Source organism: Thioclava marina (assembly GCF_002020135.1).
Taxonomy (GTDB): domain Bacteria; phylum Pseudomonadota; class Alphaproteobacteria; order Rhodobacterales; family Rhodobacteraceae; genus Thioclava; species Thioclava marina.
Genome location: NZ_MPZS01000002.1, coordinates 247,160 through 261,417, shown reverse-complemented (window position 1 = coordinate 261,417; position 14,258 = coordinate 247,160). Strand labels below are relative to the sequence as shown.

The window sequence follows — 14,258 nt, the reverse complement described above, 5'->3', positions numbered from 1 at the left end:
GGGAGATTAGGCGCGCCCGTAAGCCTCCGCAATGGCGACCTGCATCGCGTCTTCGGGATCGCGTTCGCCCCAGGTCGCGAGCTGGAAGGCGGGGTAGAAACGCTCGGAAGCGACAACCGCCGCGCCGATCAGCCGGTCGAGCTGTTCGGGGCCGGGCAACTGACCGCCCGAGAGCACCAGCCCGTGCCGCCACACCATCAGGCGTTGATCGGGCCAGAAGGTGAAGGCGCCGGTCCACACCCGGTCATTGACGCGATTGAGCAGGTCATAGAGCGCGCCTTCGCGGGCGCTCGGCGGGTCCATCTCGAAGGTGCAGATCAGGCGCAGCGTCTCGTCCATGTCCGACCAGGCGAGGGTGATCGAATAGGTTCGCCACTGGCCTTCGACCGCCATCGCGATCTGATCGTCGGTAACCCGGTCGAATTCCCATTGATGCGCCTCGGCCAGCGTCTCGACGATGTCGATCGGGTGGAGTTCCTCGGCGTTCAGATAGTCTTCGCTCAGCGCCATGCTCGTATCCCCCTGCCTGTTTTGGCGCCCTGGAGTACAGCTCACCTAGGGCTTGTCGGCTTTACAAGAAAAGGCGGTGGCAGCCGCCTGTCCCTACCAGATATCGTGTAGGCGGAGGGGCGATCTGTAAAGCAATTTCTGGTGGATAAAGTGGGGGTGGCCCACGAAATCTGGGGATAGATCATCCACATTGCAGAGGCGCGGCGCGCGGGTTTGTGGATAAGTCTTTGACAAGGCTTGGAAATGCAAAAAGCGCCCGAATATCGGGCGCTTTTTGGAAGACGGTTTGGTGGAGCCTAGGGGGATCGAACCCCTGACCTCGTCATTGCGAACGACGCGCTCTCCCAGCTGAGCTAAGGCCCCTCACCGTGGCCGGGTATTTCGCGCAAGGCGCCGGGCTTGTCAAGCGGCCCGCCCCGGCTTGCGCGAATTTTTTCGCCCCGGCCGGTGGTTAAGGATCAGGCGGGGATCGAAATCTTCGATTTCACGAAGGCCACGAGATCGGCCGCCGGTCTGGCCCCTGCCGCGCGGGCGGCCTCGCGCCCCTTGTGGAACAGGATGAAGGCGGGGATGCCCTGGATCCTGTAGCGCTGAGTCGCGGTCGGGTTGACCTGGGTGTTGATCTTGGCGAGGCGCACATGCGGCGCCAGAATGCCGGCGGCTTGCTGGAATTGCGGGGCCATCGCGCGGCAAGGCCCGCACCAGGGCGCCCAGAAATCCACCAACAGCGGCAGATCGTCTCTCTCGGCCTTCGCGAGCGTCGCGAAATCGACCTCGGCCACCTTACCGGAGATCAGCTTGTTCCCGCAGGTGCCGCATTTCGGTCCGGCCGAGAGCTTGTCGGCGGGAACCCGGTTCGCCTGCCCGCAATCGAGGCAGGTCACTCGGTAGGATTGGGTCATGTCACCGGTCCTTTGCATTCAACTTGCACAATATATCAGAATGGCTTGTCGCGAATACAAGGAGACGACATGACGCGCTGGACCGAGCTCACGCCCGAGCGGCAAATGGATCTGCGAGCCGCCTATGAGGTGGAAATGGCGAAGCAGGGCGCGACCTGCTCGCTCGACGAAAAGGTGGTGCGCTTTGCCAATTGGCTCGCGCCGCAGGGCATCGCCTTCGGGATGGAGGATCTGCCGGGGCGGCGTTGAGGCCGTCTCAGCGCTTCAGATAGGCAATCGCCCCGACCACGATCAGCGCCGCAATCACCGCGAAGGCGATCTTCCATGGCGACCAGGGGCGGTCGCCCTGCACGCGGCCCGTCTGGGCGTTGACGACGAACCGATAGGAGCGGCCGCGGAACTTATAGGCGGCGGTCCAGACCGGTAGCAGGACATGCTTGAAGGTCTCGGCCGAGAATAGCGGATCCATCGAGCCGATGCGCTGTTCGTCGCCGCCGATATCGCGGCGGATGTCGGACTGGATCACGCGGATCATCTCGGCTTGGGCGGCGTGATGACCCTCGTGAAGCTCGACCGTGTAGCCCTCGGCCGAAAAGCCCGCGAGATAGTCGCGCCGGTAGGGTTCGAGCGCGCCGAGATCCCAGGGTTGCAGCGCCTGAACGTAACCGGGCGGCAGCGAGCGCGCGGCATAGATCAGCACGTCGTCGAAGCTCCGCGAGACCTGCCCCGCCACGGGTGTCCAGCGGATCCGGCGCACCTCCTGCGAGTGATAGACCGTGCGGCCGTTTTCACGCACGGCAACCTGACGGGTCTCGAAATAGGCATCCCCACGCTGGCCGGTATAGCGCGTGCGGGTATCTGCATCGAAGGTCCAGAACGGCGCGTAGACCCCAGCCATCTTCCGCCCCTTGCGGGCATATTGCGACAACCCGTTGGGCGCGAACCACAGCGAACCCAGCCATTTCGAGAGCGCAGCCCGGGCCTGATCCTCGGTGATCTGGAATGGCAGAACGCCTTGCGGCTTGATCAGCCGTGTCGTGCCGGTATCGGTGACGACGGGAGTCGCGCAGAACGGACATTCGGTCGCGTGCTCGCCGTTTTGCAACTCGATCGTAGCGCCGCAATTGGGGCAGGAGACGGTGCGGTGCTCTTCCATTTCCTGCGCTGGCATCTCGCGCCCGAGCGCCTGTTCCAGAGGGATCTCGCGCAGATGCACTTCGCCGCGCCCGGTCGCGGCGGGAATGTCCTGGACGTGACCGCAGTGATCGCAGACGAGCCGCGTCTGGCCCGGTGCAAAGCGCAGGTCCGCGCCGCAGCTTTCACAGTGGTAGTGGCTTTCGCCGCGTGGGTCGGCGGGGACGGGAGACTTGCTCCGCCCCACTTTCGGGATCCCGGTCATGGGCTCAGCCCGCAGGCGGCGCGGCAGGCGGCGGAGGCGGGGGAGCGATGGTGAAGAGCTGCGCCAGTTCGGTCACGTCCTCGGCGCGCATCCAGCCGTTCTGGCCCGGAGTCCAGACGAGGCTGTCGCGGGTCAGCGAGCCCTCGGCGACCATCCGCCCCAGATGCCCACGCCCGTAAGGCCCCTGCGTCTGGCCGTTCACCGCGAGATGCCAGACCTTCTCGACCGGCGGGGGAGGCGGCGGTGCGGCGGCTGCGGGCTGTTGCGGCATCTGCCCCCACGGCCCCATCTGCTGGCCCATCGCCATGCCCATCCCGGCCCCCATGCCCGCGCCCATCGCGGCGCCCATTCCGGCCGAAGCACCCGAGCCAGGCTGGCCCATCGCTTCGGCGGCATTGAACTGCATGTATTTGTTCAGATCACCCACGATCCCCATCGAGGTGCGCTTGTCGAGTACGGCCTCGACCGCCTCGGGCAGCGAGACGTTCTCGATATAGAACTCGGGCAGCTCCAGACCGTAGGCGGCGATCGTCGGCGCGATCGCCTTGGTGATCAGCTTGCCCATATCGGCGGTGTTCGCGGCCATGTCCAAGACGGGGATGCCCGAGCTGGCAATGGCGCGCGAGAACTCTTGCACAATCACGTTGCGCAGCTGGTAGCTGATCTCGTCCGAGGTGAATTCGCCATCGGTGCCGACGATCTCGGTGAGGAACTTGCCCGGATCGGAGACGCGCATCGAATAGGTGCCGAAGGCGCGAATGCGCACCGGACCGAACTCGGGGTCGCGCGCCATCACGGGGTTCTTCGTGCCCCATTTGAGATCGTTGAACCGGGTCGTGTTGACGAAATAGATCTCGGACTGGAAGGGCGATTTGAACCCGTGATCCCAGTGCTGGAGCGTGGTCAGGATCGGCAGGTTGTTCGTTTCCAACATGTAGAGGCCGGGGCCGAACACATCGGCGAGCTGGCCTTCATGGACGAAGACCGCCGCCTGCCCCTCACGCACAGTGAGCTTTGCGCCATATTTGATCGCATGGCCCTCGCGCTCAAAGCGCCAGACCATCGTATCGCGCGTGTCGTCGGTCCAGCCGATGACATCGATGAATTCACCCGAGAGAAAATCGAGAATGCCCATGGTGCGTTATCCTTCCAGCGTTCAGCTCTCGCCGCCCATCAATTCGGTGGCAATGGTGGTCACGATCGGGCGCGCCTCGGCCTCGGTGATGCCGGGGCGCAGGCGCGGGTCATAGAGAATGCGCAGCAACAACTCGTCATGCCGGGTCAGCAGCGAGAATTCCTCGTCGTCATTGAAGATCGAGGGGCGCGCGCGCGGGTAGTCATTGGCAAGCCCGAGGCCTTGTGCGAGCTCTTCGTGGATGCAGCTCGTGCGCAGGCTCGGCGGATGCTCGCCACGGATCACGGCCACGGCCTGAGTGTAGACCGGGCTGTTGCCTTCGGAAAATGCGAAAACCACGCAATAGGTCGAAAGCGGCAGGTTGGTGATCGCCTCGACGCTGGTCTCGTCGATGCCGGGCACCAGCTCGCGCAGGCGCGGGCCGATGGCGCGGCGCTCGTCCTCGGTCAGGAACAGCACGTGGAAGTTACCACCCCCGCGAACAACGCTGACGGGGTGTTTCGACGCCCGCGCGAGTTTGCTGGCATAGGCCGTCACTTCGGAGCGATCCGAGGCGCGATCGGTTTTCGGAATCGCCGCGCCGAATTCGATATCCATGCGCACCGGTTGCTCCCAGCGGCGCAGGCGCGAGGGCGTCTGGCGCGCGACGAACCCACCGCCTTGCGGCGTGTATTCATCATAGAGCGCGATCTGCACGAAATCCTGCACCAGCTGGCGGGTCGTGAAGGGCGCGTCGCGCGGTTCGACATCGGTTCTCAACTGGCCGCGCGCCTCCATTTCAGCGGCGGTCCGGCTGTAATAGGCGTGCATCTCACGCGAGAGCGCGCTGGGCGCCGCGACCCCGGTGCGGTCGAGATCGGCGGGGGCTTCAGGCGGGCGCGCGGCCTGACGCGGGGCGAGCGGCGAACCGCCCATCCCCGGAATACAGCCCGAAAGCGCGAGGGACCCCGCAATCCCGAGCGACCAGCGCCAGACGCGCCCGCTTAGCATCATGCGGCCCCGCCGCCCTGTGCCGAGGATTTTGCCGCCGCCAGCGTGTCGCGCAGCTTGTGCTCCATCTCGACGAGATCCTTTTCTGCCTCGGCGCGCTTGCGCTTGCCTTCGTCCGCGATGCGCAAGGAGTCCTCGATCGTCGCGATCAGATCGGCATTGGCCGCCTTCACCGCCTCGATGTCGAAGACTCCGCGTTCCATCTCGGTGCGGATCTCGGCATTGGCCTCGCGCAGGTTCTTGGCATTGGCGCGCAGCAGGTCATTGGTCAGATCATTGGCTTCGCGTACTGCGCCCGCCGCCTCGCGCGAGCGCTGAATCGTCACCGCTTGCGCCAGTTGGGTCTCCCACAGCGGCACGGTGTTCACGAGCGTCGAGTTGATCTTCGTCACGAGGCTCTTGTCGTTTTCCTGCACCAGCCGGATCGAGGGCAGCGACTGCATCGTCACCTGACGGGTGAGTTTCAGGTCATGCACGCGGCGCTCCAGATCGTCACGCGCGGCGCGCAGGTCGCGCAATTCCTGCGCCTTGAGGACCTTCTCCTCTTCGGGCGCATCGGCCACGGCCTGTTCGAGCGCGGGGATGTCGACCGAGTCGATCTGGTGCAGCTTCTCGGTGCCCGCAGCAATATAAAGCGCGAGCTCGTCATAGAAGCGCAGCGTCTTGTCATAGAGCATATCAAGCGACTTGATGTCTTTCATCAGCTTGTGCTCGTGGCTCAGCAGCTCGTCGGTCACGCGGTCGATCTGGCCCTGAACTTCCTCGAAGCGGGCGACGAAATTCGCGAAGGGCGCGGCGCGGCCGAGCAGTTTTTCCCACCAGCTGCGGGTACGGCGCACGTCGAGTTCCGACACCGAGAAGCCGCGGATCGTGGTGACGATGCGGCGCAGACTGTCACCTGCGGGGCCCACATCCTTGTTCTTCACGCCCGAGAGCATCTCCTGGCTGATCGCCTGGAGGTCGGTCTGCGCACGCGAGCCGAACTGCACGATCGAGCCGGTATCGCTCATGTCGAGCTCGGCCATGCGCGAGCGGATCGCCTCGGCCGTCTCCGGCGGGGCCTGATCGAGCGGCACCACCGCCTCGGCAGGGCCCGGCTCGGGCAGGAGGGTGCCGGTCAGCCCCTCAACCTCGGTCATCAGCTCGGTCGCCTTCTGGCGGGTCGTCTCGGTCATCTCAGGCCTCCTTGCGGCATCGGGCAAATCACCCGCTCACACTCTTCAAATGTCACTCTCGCCCGTTGGCGGCGGCAACCCCTTCGCGCGCGAGTCGGTCGCGCAGCACCTCGATCTCGATCTCCAGCCCCTCGCGCCCGTCTTCGAGCATCTTCTTCGTTCGGGCGGTGAAATTGGCCTCGAGGTCGTCAAGCAGGGCCGCGTAATCGTCGCGGGCCTTCGTGTCGCGAGTATTGCGCCAAAGATCGGCGAATTTCACCGTCGCGTCGCGCGCGCCCTCGAGATAGATGGTCATGTAACGGCGTGCCTGGGCAAGGTCGCCGGGATCTTCCTCGACTGCGCGGAACAGATCGCGCGCGGTGGTGGCGAACTGGTCGACACGGGAGATCAACACACGCTCACCCGAAGGGGTAATGGCGCTGCGCATCTGGGTCAGGTAGGCCTCGCCTTCCTTGACGACACGGGCGACGCGCTCCTGCTGGAACGGGTCGATATCCTCCATGCCCTTGTCCTTCATCGGGTCGAATCCGAAGGCCACGAGCGAGACGATCGTGCCGATCACGCCGATCGCGCCAGCGCCGATCATGCCAAGCTCGGGGGCCTGGGCGCCGAGCGCGAGGCCGATGCCGTAAAGCACCGAGCCCACGATCTTGCGCGGAAAAGCAGGGCGGCGGGCGGCGGCACGGGCGACATAGGCGAACTCGGCGCGCAGCCCCTCGCGGATCGTCCAGGCGGCACCTGCGATCAGTGCAAAGGCGCCAAGCGCGCGGGCCAGCGCAAACGGGCCCTCGCCGAAGGCGCCCAGCAGGAAGGGCAGGGCGGCCGCCACGATCCAGAACGGGCGGCCCTCTTCGGGATGACGGGTGTCGGGACGACGATGGGCGGGAATGGTGCGCGCATCGCTCAGGTCGGGACCGGTGCGAGGCGTGCCTTGTGGGCTGTATTTTCCGCCGTAACGCTGGGCCATCACACGCTCCCCGTGAGCGCGACCGACAGCGTCAGCGCGATCATCAACCAGAAAGCGATTCTCTTTTGCGCGCTGCGCGACATCGCCAGCCCCCCGTGCCAGCCACACGAGAGCGCGGAATTTCCGCGCCCTACAGGAATTTATAGGCAGGCCAGCGGAGTTGTGCCAGAGGCGGGGTGTGAAATTCGCGCAAAACCGCCGAGGGAAAATGCGCGTGCTTTTCCCCCTCGGCGATTCCCTTTCAATCGATCACTCGCGCGATTTGCCGCGCGGGCCCCCCTTGGGGCCGCTGCCGAAGGGACGGCCACCGGGTTTGCGGTCGCCATCGCGGTGGGATTTGAAGCCCTCGGCGCGCGGTTTGCCGCCCGGTTTTCCACCATGCGACTTGAAACCTTCCGAGCGCGGCTTGCCTCCCGGTTTGCCGCCATGGGACTTGAACCCCTCCGAACGCGGCTTGCCGCCTTCGGGGCGGTCGCCGCGCGGTTTGCCGAAACGCGGCTTGTCTCCCTGCGGGCGGTCGTCGCGGTCCCGGTTGAAACGCGGCTTGTCGCCCCGGTCGCGGTCATCACGGTCCCGGTTGAAGCGCGGCTTGTCCCCCTGCGGACGGTCCTCGCGCTTGCGGTCGTAACGCGGCTTGTCGCCTTCGTCGCGATGGGATTTGAACCCGCCCGCCCGCGGTTTGCGCGGCCCGCCGTCGCGTCCGCCTTCACCCTTGCCTTCGAACCGGGGCTTGCCGAAGCGCGGCTTGTCCCCACGGTCGCGGTCGTCACGATCCCGATTGAAACGGGGGCGGTCACCCTGCGGACGGTCGTCCCGATCCTTGCGGAAACGCGGTTTGTCCTCGCCACGATCATCGCGATCACGGTTGAAGCGCGGCTTGTCACCGCGCGGACGGTCGTCGCGATCGCGATTGAAACGGGGCTTGTCACCGCCGTCACGGTCGGACTTGAACCCACCCGTGCGCGGCTTGCGCGGCCGATCCTCGCGACCGCCCTCGTCGCGATCCTTGCGGAAACGCGGTTTGTCATCTCCGCCACGGTCATCGCGGTCGCGGTTGAAGCGCGGTTTGTCGCCACGCGGACGATCATCGCGATCCCGTCCGAAGCGGGGTTTGCCATCGCGTGCGCCCCGCTCGGGGCGGTCGCCATCGCGGCGCGGCTTGCGCTCGGGGCGATCCTCGCCGCCTGCGGGCGCGTCCTCCAGCAGTCCGCCGAGCTGATCGCGCAGCATCCGGCGCTTCACTTCCATCACGTCGCCCGGTTGCATGTCCATCAGACGGAACGGGCCATAGCTGATGCGGATCAGGCGGTTCACCTGCAGGCCGATTTCGGTCATGGCGCGGCGGATCTCGCGGTTGCGGCCTTCGCGGATGCCCACGGTCAGCCAGGCATTCGCACCCTGCTGGCGGTCGAGCGAAACTTCCATCGGCAGGAATTCCTCGCCGTCGATGGTGATGCCCTGACGGAGCGGGTCGAACAGCTGCTCGGTCGGGCGACCGTTCACACGCACGCGGTATTTGCGCAGCCAGCCGGTCTCGGGCAGTTCCAGACGGCGCTTGAGGCCGCCATCGTTGGTCAGCAGCAGCAAGCCTTCGGAGTTGAGGTCAAGACGACCGACATTCAGCACGCGCGGCATGCCCTCGGGCATTTCGTCGAAGATCGTGCGGCGACCCTGCTCGTCCTTCTCGGTCGTGACCAGCCCCAGCGGCTTGTAATAGAGCCAGAGCCGCGTTTCCTGCGGCGCATCGATCGGCTTGCCGTCGATGGTGATCTTGTCGGTCGCCGCCACGTCGAGCGCGGGCGAGGTGATCTGCTTTCCGTTCACCGCGACCTTGCCGGCGAGGATCATCTTCTCGGCGTCGCGGCGCGAGGCCACGCCGGAGCGCGCGATCACCTTGGCGACGCGTTCGTTCGATGCGGATTTGCTGGGAGTATCGGTCATGTCTCTGGTCCTTCAAGGGGAGGGGGCGCCGGACTCACTCGGGCGCGAAGGCTCGGGCTCTACACCTTTCCATCTCGCTTGGGAAGCGTCTTGATAAGGGCTGGTTTGCAAGCGATGAAGGGGCATGAGTTTCCGGTCTTTCATGCAACAGGCGCTGGCGGAGGCGCGCGCAGCCGCAGAGCGCGGCGAGGTGCCCGTGGGCGCGGTCATCGTCTCGCCTGTGGGCGAGGTCGTGGCGGCAGCGGGCAACCGCACGCGCGAGCTGGCTGATCCCACAGCCCATGCCGAGATCCTCGCGATGCGCGAAGCCTGCAAGGCGGTAGGCTCCGAGCGGCTACCAGGATACGATCTCTATGTCACGCTGGAGCCTTGCCCGATGTGCGCCTCGGCCATTTCGCAGGCCCGGATCGCGCGGCTTTACTATGGCGCGGCCGATCCGAAATCGGGCGGGGTCGCGCATGGCCCTCGCGTCTTCACTCACCCGCAAAGCCATCACGTCCCCGAGGTCTATGACGGGATCGGCGCCGCCGAGGCCGAGGCTTTGCTCAAGCGCTTCTTCGCTGCAAAGCGGTAGCGATGCGGCGGGTTCACTCGGCGGCCAGCCGTCGCTCTTCCTCCTCTGTGGCACGGTAAAGATAGTCGCGTGTCAGCGGCACATCACCGACCTCGTGGGCGAGCTGATACTGGAACACGACTTGTCCGCCATGTCGGAAGGCCATCTCCGAGGCCACGAGATAGAACCGCCACATCCGGCAGAATCGTTCGTCGTAAAGCGCGCAGGCCTTCTCGATATTCGCCTCGAAGCGGTCGCACCAATGTTTGAGCGTTTCGGCATAATGAAGGCGCCAGACCTCGAGGTCGGTAGTGACGAGGCCTTCGTGTTCGATGGCGTTCGAGGCCTCCGACATCGCCGGACAATAGCCGCCCGGGAAGATGTATTTGGTGATGAAATCCGCCGTCGCGCCGGCCGGTCCCGAGCGACCGATGAAATGGATCAGTGCCACGCCCCCGGGGTTCAAAAGGGAGCGCACCTTCCCGAAATATTCGCGGTAATGGGGGACGCCGACATGTTCGAACATGCCGACCGAGACAATCCGGTCGAAGCTCTCCGCCACGTCGCGGTAATCCATCAGCCGGATGTCGATCTTGTCTTCCAGCCCGGCAGCCTTCACCCTCTCGCGCGCCATCGCGTGCTGTTCGGTCGACAGGGTGACGCCGACCACCTGCGCGCCGAAATCGCGCGCAAGCGTCAGCGCCATCCCGCCCCAGCCGCAGCCGATATCCAAAACGCGCATCCCGGGCTCGATCAAGAGCTTCTTCGCGATATGGCGCTTCTTCGCCTCCTGCGCCTCGTCCAGCGTCATCTCGGGGCGCTCGAAATAGGCGCAGCTATATTGCCGGTCCTTATCGAGAAAGAGATCGTAGAGCGCGCCCGAGAGATCGTAGTGATGCGCGACATTGGTGCGCGCCTTGTTGACCGGGTTGAACTGCGCGAAACGCCGTCCGAAGAAACGGCTCGCTTCGCGCGGCTTTTCGAACCAGGGCATCCCCGCCCCGGTCTGGTTGCGCACGGCGAGCGCCAGAAACCCCCGCAGGTCGTCATCCTCGATCGTGTAGTCGCCGTCGGTATAGCCCTCACCGACGCCCAGATCAGGCTTCAACACGATCTTGCGCACGACATCGGGGTTGCGGATCGTGATCCGGATCGGCGGGTCCGTCGCATCGCCATATCGTCGCCGGGTGCCATCAGGGTATGTCAGTTCCAGCGTGCCCTTGCGCATCAGGTGGCGCAGCATGCGGTCGAGTAACGCGTCCCAGGCTCTCATTGGCGTCTCCGGGTCTTGCGGGACGCGCCTGCGCCCCTCGGGTGGCCGACGATGGGGGGGAACCGGGAAAGCGGCTCGGGGTTCCCTTCACCGGTCACGTTAACTGAAAGTTTGCGTTTTTTCGACCCGGCGCACCGTGTCGTGACTAAGGGGAGGCTGTGAACTGCTGCACAGCTTGACTTTTGCCCGCTCAACAGGTGTATCGGCGCGACAATACGCAATTCTCGATCCGGGGAGCCTCCCATGCATGCCTTTCGCAGCCATACCTGCGCCGATCTGAGCGCCGCCAATGCCGGTGAGACCGTCCGCCTCGCGGGCTGGGTCCATCGCGTGCGCGACCATGGGGGCGTGCTGTTCATCGATCTGCGCGACCATTACGGCATGACGCAGGTGCTCTGCGACGGCGACTCGGCCGCCTTCAAGGCGATGGAGAAAGTGCGCTCGGAATGGGTGATCCGCATCGACGGCACGGTGAAGCTGCGCGACGCGAGCCTGATCAACCCGAAGATCCCGACCGGTGAGATCGAGGTCTATGTTCGCGACATCGAGATTCTCGGCGAGGCCGAAGAGTTGCCGCTGCCGGTCTTCGGCGAGCTCGACTATCCGGAAGAAACCCGTCTGGCCTATCGCTTCCTCGATCTGCGCCGCGAGAGCCTGCACGACAACATGATCCTGCGCTCGAACGTGGTAAAGTCGATGCGCAAGCGGATGTGGGAAGCGGAGTTCAACGAATTCCAGACCCCGATCATCACCGCGTCCTCGCCCGAAGGCGCGCGCGATTTCCTCGTACCCTCGCGCCTGCACCCGGGCAAGTTCTACGCGCTGCCCCAGGCGCCGCAGCAGTTCAAGCAGCTGATCATGGTCGGCGGCTTCGACAAGTATTTCCAGATCGCGCCGTGCTTCCGTGACGAAGACCCGCGCGCCGATCGCTCGCCCACCGATTTCTACCAGCTCGACGTGGAGATGAGCTTCGTCGAGCAGGAAGACATCTTCAACACGATGCAGCCGGTTCTTCAGGGCGTGTTCGAGGAATTCGCCGATGGCCGCACCGTCGATCCGGTCTGGCCGCGCATCCCTTACGCCGAGTCGATGCTGAAATACGGCTCCGACAAGCCCGATCTGCGCAACCCGATCGAGATGCAGGTGGTCTCCGATCACTTCCGCGACTCGGGCTTTGCGATCTTCGCGAAACTTCTCGAGCAAGAGGGCACCGAAATCCGCGCGATCCCGGCCCCCACGGGCGGCTCGCGCAAATTCTGCGACCGGATGAACAAATTCGCGCAGGAACAGGGCCTGCCGGGCATGGGCTATATCTTCTGGCGCAAGGCCGAAGACGGCTCGGGTCTCGAGGGCGCGGGCCCGCTGGCGAAGAATATCGGTCCCGAGCGGACCGAGGCGATCCGCCAGCAGCTGGGTCTGGGCGAGGGCGATGCGGCCTTCTTCCTTGGTGGCGCGCCTGCCAGCTTCGAAGCGGTTGCAGGCCGTGCGCGCAACGTGATCGGCGAGGAGCTTGGCCTGACCGACAAGAGCCAGTTCAAATTCGCCTGGGTCGTCGATTTCCCGATGTATGAGGCCGATGACGAGGGCAAGATCGACTTCAGCCACAACCCGTTCTCGATGCCCCAGGGTGGCACGGATGCGCTCGATGGCGACCCGCTGCAGGTCAAGGGCTACCAGTATGACCTCGCCTGCAACGGCTACGAAATCCTCTCGGGCGCGATCCGAAACCACAAGCTCGACATCATGTATCGCGCCTTCGAGATCGCCGGCTATGGCAAGGACGAGGTCGAAAAGCGCTTCGGCGGCATGGTCAAGGCGTTCAAATATGGCGCTCCGCCCCACGGCGGTTGCGCGGCCGGGATCGACCGGATCGTGATGATTCTCGCCGATACCGCGAATATCCGCGAAGTCATCATGTTCCCGATGAACCAGCGCGCCGAAGACCTGATGATGGGCGCGCCCTCCGAGCCGATGAACGAGCAGCTGCGCGAGCTGCGCCTGCGGGTGCTGCCCAAAGAGGACTGATCCGCGCGCCAGCGCCGCACATCAAGAAGGCCCCGCTCAGGATCGAGCGGGGCCTTCTTCATTCGACTTGGCGGAAATATCCCGGGGGGCTGGCGGCTCAGTCTTCGAGCGAGTCCTTTTTCTTCTCGTCGACCAGCGACATTTCCTTTTTCTTCCGGGCACGGAATTTCTCGCCGTAATTCTCGATCTCGCTGTTGTCGATCACCTCGCGGGCGCGGGTGAAGACTTCATCTTCTTCCTCGTCCATGTGGTGGTTGTAATCGTGTTCGAGCTTGTGGAACTTGTTGAGCCAGCCGGGGCTCGCCATGTCCATCTCGTTGAGCTCTTCGAGAAGATCGTCGAGCTCGGCATGTTCCTCGACCGAGTGGCGCGCAGAATCCTGACCCCAGGTCTTGCTCATCAGCTTCGAATAGAACGTCTCTTCCTCGGCAGCGGCGTGGGACTTGATGTCGTAATAGAATTCGTCCCAGGCTTTCTTGCGGGCCACGCTCGCGCCGGTCGTATCGGCGATGGTCTTGAGCAGCGCGCGGTGATGGTCGTGATCGGCCTTGATCGCATCATAGATCGAGGTCATCGGGGAATCCTCCGTCAAAATGGAATTTGACGGCTTAACGCGAGGCGGGTGCCGCAGGTTCCGGCCAGCCTGCGCGCGTAAGGCGCCTCAGAGTGCGCCCCCCGCCGCGATGCGTGCCTCGAGCAGCCCGCTCACCGCACGTATGTCGGCTTGTGACGGGCCACCCGTGCGCCCCAGTCGCCGCGCGGCCTGATCGAGCGCCGCGTCATGGGCCGAACGCGCGATGCTGGCGAGGAAATGTGCCGCGTAGGGGATCTGCGCACCGTCGCGCCCGGCCTTGAGCACCTCTGCGAGATGCTGGAGGTCGTCGCGCAGCGCGATCGGGTCCGGGATGATGACTGTGTCGCACAGGACGCGCAGCCCCGGCGGGCGCAATTCGGGCGGCAGGGCGGCAAGGATCGCTTCCTGAAAGACCGCGAGGCTCTCGACAGGTTTTTCAAGAAAACCGTCCGCGCCGGCGGCGAGCGCTTCCGCACGCAATGTCGTGTCGCCCGAAGTTCCCAGCACAACCGGCAGCGCGCTGCGCATGCCGCGGATCTCGGCGATCAGCTCGGCGCCCGATCCGTCGGGCAGGCCCATATCGACGATCACGACGCCTGGTCGATAGGTCCTAAGGTGGCGATGGGCCGAGCGCAGGCAATCCGCGCGCCGGATCCGCGCACCCGAGCGCAAGCATAACAGCCGCACCGCCTCAGAGGCGACGCGGCTGTCTTCGACCAGCAGCACAGTCAACCCGGTCAGCGGGCGCCCGGGCGTCGGCGGTTTGTTGGTGATGGTGTCGATCGTGTCACTCATGTCTGGCCCCCTGGCGAGA

The 14,258-nt window shown here is 64.9% G+C and carries 14 protein-coding genes and 1 tRNA gene; 3 read left to right on the top strand and 12 right to left on the bottom strand.

Translation table 11 applies throughout. The annotated features are described in order from the left end of the window. Positions 1–6: 6 nt before the first annotated feature. The 3 genes from BMG00_RS11505 to trxC all read right to left on the bottom strand — a co-directional run bounded on the left by BMG00_RS11505 (position 7) and on the right by trxC (position 1,412). The gene (locus tag BMG00_RS11505; protein WP_078529911.1) at positions 7–510 is read right to left on the bottom strand and encodes a type III secretion system chaperone family protein; all 504 of its coding nucleotides are present in this window, start codon (positions 508–510) and stop codon (positions 7–9) included. Positions 511–797: 287 nt separating this feature from the next. Beyond that, positions 798–873, bottom strand: a tRNA-Ala gene (locus BMG00_RS11500). Between the two features lie 95 nt (positions 874–968). Continuing rightward, entirely contained in the window at positions 969–1,412 is a 444-nt protein-coding gene (gene trxC / locus BMG00_RS11495) for a thioredoxin TrxC (protein WP_078574435.1), read from the bottom strand. A gap of 69 nt (positions 1,413–1,481) precedes the next feature. Here trxC and BMG00_RS11490 point away from each other — a divergent pair, with 69 nt between their 5' ends. Next, entirely contained in the window at positions 1,482–1,661 is a 180-nt protein-coding gene (locus BMG00_RS11490; RefSeq protein ID WP_078574434.1) for a hypothetical protein, read from the top strand. A gap of 7 nt (positions 1,662–1,668) precedes the next feature. Here BMG00_RS11490 and BMG00_RS11485 read toward each other — a convergent pair whose 3' ends face one another. From BMG00_RS11485 to BMG00_RS11460, 6 genes are all read right to left on the bottom strand, one after another. Further along, the gene (locus tag BMG00_RS11485) at positions 1,669–2,811 is read right to left on the bottom strand and encodes a TFIIB-type zinc ribbon-containing protein (RefSeq protein WP_168172775.1); all 1,143 of its coding nucleotides are present in this window, start codon (positions 2,809–2,811) and stop codon (positions 1,669–1,671) included. A 4-nt stretch (positions 2,812–2,815) separates the two neighbouring features. After that, the gene (locus BMG00_RS11480) at positions 2,816–3,946 is read right to left on the bottom strand and encodes an SPFH domain-containing protein (protein ID WP_078529908.1); all 1,131 of its coding nucleotides are present in this window, start codon (positions 3,944–3,946) and stop codon (positions 2,816–2,818) included. A gap of 21 nt (positions 3,947–3,967) precedes the next feature. Continuing rightward, positions 3,968–4,936, bottom strand: a complete 969-nt coding sequence (locus BMG00_RS11475; RefSeq protein ID WP_078574806.1) for a DUF2927 domain-containing protein — start codon at positions 4,934–4,936, stop codon at positions 3,968–3,970. Beyond that, the gene (locus BMG00_RS11470; protein WP_078529907.1) at positions 4,936–6,111 is read right to left on the bottom strand and encodes a toxic anion resistance protein; all 1,176 of its coding nucleotides are present in this window, start codon (positions 6,109–6,111) and stop codon (positions 4,936–4,938) included. Before BMG00_RS11470 ends, BMG00_RS11475 begins: the two co-directional genes overlap by 1 nt. Before the next feature lie 52 nt (positions 6,112–6,163). Next, positions 6,164–7,078: a 5-bromo-4-chloroindolyl phosphate hydrolysis family protein gene (locus BMG00_RS11465; RefSeq protein ID WP_078574433.1), complete on the bottom strand. Its 915-nt coding sequence runs from the start codon at positions 7,076–7,078 to the stop codon at positions 6,164–6,166. 249 nt (positions 7,079–7,327) lie between these two features. After that, complete coding sequence (locus BMG00_RS11460; protein ID WP_078574432.1) at positions 7,328–9,019, bottom strand: pseudouridine synthase; 1,692 nt, start codon at positions 9,017–9,019, stop codon at positions 7,328–7,330. A gap of 124 nt (positions 9,020–9,143) precedes the next feature. Between BMG00_RS11460 and BMG00_RS11455 the strand changes: the two genes are divergently transcribed. Next, positions 9,144–9,593 (top strand): nucleoside deaminase, encoded by a 450-nt coding sequence (locus BMG00_RS11455; RefSeq protein ID WP_078574431.1) that lies wholly within the window; start codon positions 9,144–9,146, stop codon positions 9,591–9,593. Positions 9,594–9,606: 13 nt separating this feature from the next. On the opposite strand, the gene BMG00_RS11450 is transcribed toward BMG00_RS11455, so the two are convergent. After that, positions 9,607–10,845: an SAM-dependent methyltransferase gene (locus BMG00_RS11450; protein ID WP_078529903.1), complete on the bottom strand. Its 1,239-nt coding sequence runs from the start codon at positions 10,843–10,845 to the stop codon at positions 9,607–9,609. Between the two features lie 243 nt (positions 10,846–11,088). Here BMG00_RS11450 and aspS point away from each other — a divergent pair, with 243 nt between their 5' ends. Continuing rightward, on the top strand, positions 11,089–12,870 hold the full coding sequence (aspS, locus tag BMG00_RS11445) for an aspartate--tRNA ligase (protein WP_078574430.1): 1,782 nt from the start codon (positions 11,089–11,091) through the stop codon (positions 12,868–12,870). 97 nt (positions 12,871–12,967) lie between these two features. Here aspS and BMG00_RS11440 read toward each other — a convergent pair whose 3' ends face one another. Both BMG00_RS11440 and BMG00_RS11435 read right to left on the bottom strand, forming a co-directional pair. Then, positions 12,968–13,444: a hemerythrin domain-containing protein gene (locus BMG00_RS11440; RefSeq protein WP_078574429.1), complete on the bottom strand. Its 477-nt coding sequence runs from the start codon at positions 13,442–13,444 to the stop codon at positions 12,968–12,970. Positions 13,445–13,531: 87 nt separating this feature from the next. Continuing rightward, positions 13,532–14,239 carry a response regulator gene (locus BMG00_RS11435; RefSeq protein ID WP_078574428.1) on the bottom strand — a complete coding sequence of 236 codons (708 nt, stop codon included), beginning with the start codon at positions 14,237–14,239 and terminating at the stop codon, positions 13,532–13,534. Positions 14,240–14,258: the final 19 nt, after the last annotated feature.